The organism is Methylopila musalis (genome assembly GCF_042679725.1).
Lineage (GTDB): Bacteria > Pseudomonadota > Alphaproteobacteria > Rhizobiales > Methylopilaceae > Methylopila > Methylopila musalis.
In genome coordinates this window covers 1-5,116 of record NZ_JBHTMX010000195.1, presented here as the reverse complement: position 1 = coordinate 5,116, position 5,116 = coordinate 1, and the positions used below count along the sequence as shown (strand labels likewise).

General features: G+C 70.0%; 6 protein-coding genes. 5 read left to right on the top strand and 1 reads right to left on the bottom strand.

Annotated elements, in window-relative coordinates; all coding sequences use genetic code 11:
• The first annotated feature begins 414 nt into the window (after positions 1-414).
• From ACFQ4O_RS14845 to argE, 4 genes are all read left to right on the top strand, one after another.
• A complete protein-coding gene (locus ACFQ4O_RS14845; protein WP_378776682.1) occupies positions 415-762 on the top strand; it encodes a phasin family protein in 348 nt (115 codons plus the stop codon).
• A 204-nt stretch (positions 763-966) separates the two neighbouring features.
• Entirely contained in the window at positions 967-1,446 is a 480-nt protein-coding gene (locus ACFQ4O_RS14840; protein WP_378776680.1) for a phasin, read from the top strand.
• Positions 1,447-1,609: 163 nt separating this feature from the next.
• Positions 1,610-2,047, top strand: a complete 438-nt coding sequence (apaG, locus tag ACFQ4O_RS14835; protein WP_378776678.1) for a Co2+/Mg2+ efflux protein ApaG — start codon at positions 1,610-1,612, stop codon at positions 2,045-2,047.
• 11 nt (positions 2,048-2,058) lie between these two features.
• Positions 2,059-3,231 (top strand): acetylornithine deacetylase, encoded by a 1,173-nt coding sequence (gene argE, locus ACFQ4O_RS14830; protein WP_378776676.1) that lies wholly within the window; start codon positions 2,059-2,061, stop codon positions 3,229-3,231.
• 124 nt (positions 3,232-3,355) lie between these two features.
• Here argE and ACFQ4O_RS14825 read toward each other — a convergent pair whose 3' ends face one another.
• Positions 3,356-3,520 (bottom strand): hypothetical protein, encoded by a 165-nt coding sequence (locus ACFQ4O_RS14825; protein ID WP_378776674.1) that lies wholly within the window; start codon positions 3,518-3,520, stop codon positions 3,356-3,358.
• 439 nt (positions 3,521-3,959) lie between these two features.
• Here ACFQ4O_RS14825 and ACFQ4O_RS14820 point away from each other — a divergent pair.
• On the top strand, positions 3,960-5,116 hold a 1,157-nt coding region (locus tag ACFQ4O_RS14820; protein ID WP_378776672.1), incomplete at its 3' end, for a diguanylate cyclase.

Here is a 5,116-nt window from a genome sequence, read left to right as displayed (position 1 = left end):
CGCGGCGTCGAGCCGGCCGTCGCCGAAGGCGGCCCGGCCGGCGGCGTTGGCCCACAGCGCCACGCCGGCCGCGTCCGACAGCACAACCGGCTCGGAGGCCCCGGCGAGGGGCTCGAACCGGGGGTCGTCGGAGATCGCGGACGGGGCTTCGCTCGAATCCATTCGTCGCCTCTGGGCGCGGCCGACCGTACGGGCCGCGCCTGCGTTAACAAACACTTAAATACAGAGGCCGCCGAATCGCGTCCACAGAGCCGAAGCGTCCATCCCAAAGGTTTGCGCGCCAAGGTTAACCGGGTCGCGTCCAATGGACGTTTGCGCGGTCTCACCGGCGCTGTTACCCAGATCGCAGGCCGTCTCGTCGCGACGTGGGGTCGCGGCGCGCCGGCCGCGATCAGTCTTGAGGAGAGACAGGCGATGGCCACCGGCGGTTACGAGATTCCCAACGAGATGAGGGACTTCGCCGAGAAGAGCGTCGAGCAGGCCCGCAAGGCGTTCGACAGTTTCATGGATGCGGCGCACAAAGCGGCGTCCACCGTGGAGACCCAGGCGGAGACCGCGCAGAAGAACGCGCGCGGCGCGGCGAGCGCCGCGGTGTCCTTCGCCGAGGCGAACGTGGCCGCAAGCTTCGAGCTCGCCGAAAAGCTCCTGAAAGCCAAGAGCCTCGAGGAGGTTGTGGCGATCCAGACCGAGTTCGCCAAGGCCCAGGCCTCCACCCTCAGCCGGCAGGTGGAAGAGCTGTCGCGGGGCGGGTCACGCGGCTGAAGCAAAAATGCGATAGCCCGTATCGTCGGGGTTGATGATGTTGCGGCGCAGCACTATGTTGCGCTGCACACAGAAACCTGCGGCGATGGGCGTCTTCCTTAACCGGACGCCCGGTCTCCGCATGCGGACCGGGCGCCTCACGGCGGAGCGCAGGTCCGTCGGCCCACGCGTTTTCCGCCGGCTGTCCAACCCAGAGGAAGACCCATGGCCACGACCCCGAAGACCTTCGCCGGCAAGACCGAAGACACCGTCGAGACCGTCGCCGCGACCGCGGAGACCGTCATCGCCGAGACCAGCGCTCCGGCCCGCGAGATCGCCGAGAAGAGCGTCGCGCAGGCGAAGGAGAACTACGGACGCTTCAAGGCGGCCGCGGAAGAGACCACCGACGCGCTCGAGGACGCCTACGCCACGTTCTCGCAGGGCTACAAGGAGTTCGGCCGCAAGTCGGTCGAGGCGACCCGCGCCAACGTCAACGCCCATTTCGATTTCCTGACCGCCCTGCTCGGCGCGAAGTCGGTGGCGCAGGCGATCGAGCTGCAGACCTCCTACGCCCGCAAGCAGTTCGAGACCCTCGGCGCCCAGACCAAGGAGCTCTCCGCCCTCGCCCAGAAGGCGGCGACCGAGAGCGCCCGGCCGCTGAAGGACATCGCGACCCGCGGCGCCAAGTTCGCCCAGCCGCGCTGATCCGGCGCTGATCCCGCGCGGCGGAGCTTAAGGCTCAGCCGCGGCGCGCCGACAAAAGGCCCGGACGGTCCCCGTCCGGGCCTTTTTCATGGGGCGCGCCGGCCGCAGGACGCGATTGAGCCGTTGACGCCGCCCCGCGCGCGGCGCTTAAGCTCCCGCCATCATGACCGAACCCTCCGCCGACGCCGCCCGCCCGATCGAAGAGCATCGCTGGACCGCGGTGACGCGCGCCATCCGCGTCACCGTGCAGCCGCGGTTCCTGCCGGGCGAATCCGCGCCGGAGGAGGACCGCTACGTCTTCGCCTACACGGTCGAGATCGTGAACGAGGGGCTGGCGACGGTGAGCCTGCTGGCGCGGCACTGGCGCATCATCGACGGCCGCGGCCGCACCGAGGAGGTGCGCGGGCCCGGCGTGGTGGGCGAGCAGCCGACGCTGGCGCCGGGGCAGTCCTACACCTACACCAGCGGCGCGCCGCTGCCGACGCCGTCCGGCATCATGGTCGGCAGCTTCCAGATGCAGACCGAATCCGGCCACCCGTTCGACGCCGCCATCCCGGCCTTCGCGCTGGAAAGCCCCCACACCGTCCGCACCCTGCACTGAGGCCGAAGCCCATGACGGCCGCCGCCTTCCCGGACGCGCGCGAGATCCTCGCGCGGCTCGTCGCCTTCGACACGGTCAGCTCCAAGTCCAATCTGGCGCTGATCCTCTATGTGGAGGAGCTGCTGGCGTCGCTCGGGATCGCGAGCGTGCGCACGCCCGACCCAACCCGCGCCAAGGCGGCGCTGTTCGCCACCATCGGCCCGAAGGACCGGCCGGGCGTCGCCCTGTCCGGCCACACCGACGTGGTGCCGGTGGAGGGGCAGCCCTGGACCTCGGACCCCTTCGTGCTGACCGCGCGCGGCGGGCGGCTCTACGGCCGCGGCGCCTGCGACATGAAGGGCTTTCTGGCCGGCGTGCTCGCCGCCGCGCCGCGCTTCGCCGCCGCCGACCTCAAAACGCCGATCCATCTGGTGTTCTCCTACGACGAGGAGGTGGGCTGCGTCGGCGTCGAACCCACCATCCGGCGATTCGGCGTCGATCTGCCGAAGCCGCTGCTCTGTCTCGTGGGCGAGCCGACCGAGATGACCGTGGTGGACGCCCACAAGAGCGTCGTGTCCTACGAGACGGTGGTGACCGGCCGTTCGGCGCACGCCAGCATGCCGCAGCTCGGCGCCAACGCCATTCTGGGCATGGGCAAGCTGATCGGCGAGCTGGAGCGCCTGCGCGAGAGCTTCGCCATCGCGGGCGATCCGTCCGGCCGCTTCACGCCGCCGGAAACCACCATCACCGTCGGCATGATCGAGGGCGGCGTGGCGGCGAACATCGTGCCCGAGCGCTGCCGGTTGATCTGGGGGTTCCGGGGCCTGCCCGATTTCGACGAGACGCTGCCGGCGGCGCGGCTCGCGGCCTTTGCGGAGGAGGAGGTGCTGCCGACGCTGCGCCTCGGCGCGCCCGACGCTTCGGTGACGACCCGGCTGCGCACCAGCGTGCCGGGCTTGCGGCCGGAGCCCGGCTCGAGGGCCGAGACGCTGGCCTTCGGGCTGGCCGGCCAGAACCGCGCCTTCGCGGTGTCCTACGGCACCGAGGCCGGTCATTTTCAGGCGGCCGGCGTGCCGACCGTGGTCTGCGGTCCAGGCTCCATCGTCCAGGCCCACACGGCGGACGAGTATCTGGAGGAGACCCAGCTCGACGTGCTGGAGGCTTTCCTCGACCGGCTGCTGGAGCGCTGCATCGCCGGCGTCTGAGCGCCGTCACGCCGCGATCACGATCAGACGGTCCCATCGCATAGAACGGCGTCGTGCCGTAAGCGCAGGACGCAGCCTTACAGCTTCAATTGAAATCCAAAGAGCGGCGCGCCGCCGCGCCGTGTCAGTTGGGAAGGTCGCGGATGCGGGGCGGCTGGGCGTCCTCCGCCCGGCGCAGGTCGTTCAGCAGGCTGTCCAGCGTGGACGGAAGCTGGGTCTGCGCGCCGTCGGCCGTCAGCCGCTGCCGCAGCCTGCCGCCGATCTCCCGCTGAATGTGAATGTCCAACACGTTCGTGGTCCTGTCGCGCATGATGCGCCCGCCATGGTTTACTCGGTTACACGTCAGTAAAAGACGGTGTAGTATTTTACCCTTCAGCTTTACAATTCCTGAACCGCGCCTTCGTTCCGAAGCGACAGCGTCCCTTTTCTCGGCGTCGTTTCGGGGAAGGGTCGGCGGCGCAGGCGCTGGGACGTCCGGCTCCAACGTCTGCCTCAACGTCGGGCGTCCACGTGGGTTCCTGTGATCACGCGCACGTGAGCCATCCGTTTGCGCATGTCGACCGCGCACGCGACGGTCGGTTGCGTCCGTCCGTCCGTGACATCATAAGCGTCGGCGCGCGACGTCGGCCTATCGGGCGACCTTCTGTGAGAAGTGCCTGTTTCTTAGGCTGACCTTAACCGCGCGTCGTGCTGGTGGTGGAATGCGCAGTCAGGGACGCAGGTTCAGCATGCCGCGCTGGCGGGCGACGCGATGGCTCGCCGACGCCGGCCCGAACGTGCCCGACGACATCCGCGCCGCGATGGTGCAAAGCCTGTTCGCGACGCTGCCGATCTTCTTTGGCGGGGTGCTCAACAGCATCGCGGTCGCGGCGATCGTGGCCGTGCGCGTGCCCCACGCCGACGTTCAGCTGTGGCTGGCGCTGGAGATCATGCTCGGGGCCGTGCGCCTTGCGGTGCTGCGCTGGTCGTTCCACCGGGCCGATCAGGGCAAGTCCACCCCGACCGATCTCTATCTCATCCTCGGCGTGTGCTGGGCCGCGAGCGTGGGCTACGGCGCGACCGTGAGCGTGCTCAGCGGCGACTGGGTGGCGGCGACGCTCGCCTGCATGTCGGCCGCCGGCATGGTGGGCGGCATCTGCTTCCGCAACTTCGCGGCGCCGCGCCTGTGCGCGGTGATGATCGTCCTCAGCCTCGGCCCCATCCCGCTGGCGGCGCCGTTCACGGGCGAGGTCGCCATGCTGCTGACCGTGCTCCAGGTGCCGTTCTACGCCATCAGCATGTGCATCGCGGCCTTCAAGCTGAAGGGCCTGATGGTGACGACCATGCAGGCGGAGCGGGAGCACGAGCATCAGGCCCGCCACGACATCCTGACGGGCCTGTCCAATCGGGCCGGACTGATGCGCGCGATCGACGGCGCGCCGGGCGCCTTCCGCGAGCCGCTGGCGCTGCTCTACCTCGATCTCGACGGCTTCAAGGCGGTCAACGACTCCTACGGCCATGCCCGCGGCGACAAGCTGCTCACCATCGCCGCGGAGCGGCTGAAGGGGCTGCTGCGCATGGGCGACGTGGCGGCGCGCATCGGCGGCGACGAGTTCGTGGTGATCGCGCGCGGCGTCGAGAAGGTCCACGCCACGGCGCTGGCGGAGCGGCTGATCCGGGAGATCAGCGCGGTTTACGATCTGGGCGACGGCGTGAAGGCGCATGTGGGCGTCAGCGTGGGCGTGGCGCTGGTGCCGGACCACGGCGACGTCATTCCCGCGCTGCTCGATACGGCGGACGCGGCGCTCTATCAGGCCAAGGTCGCGGGCAAGTCCCGCTGCGTGGTCGCGCCGCCGCGGGGCGCGCCGGGACCGGGCGACGGCGGCCGGTCGTCCGCCGCGCCGGC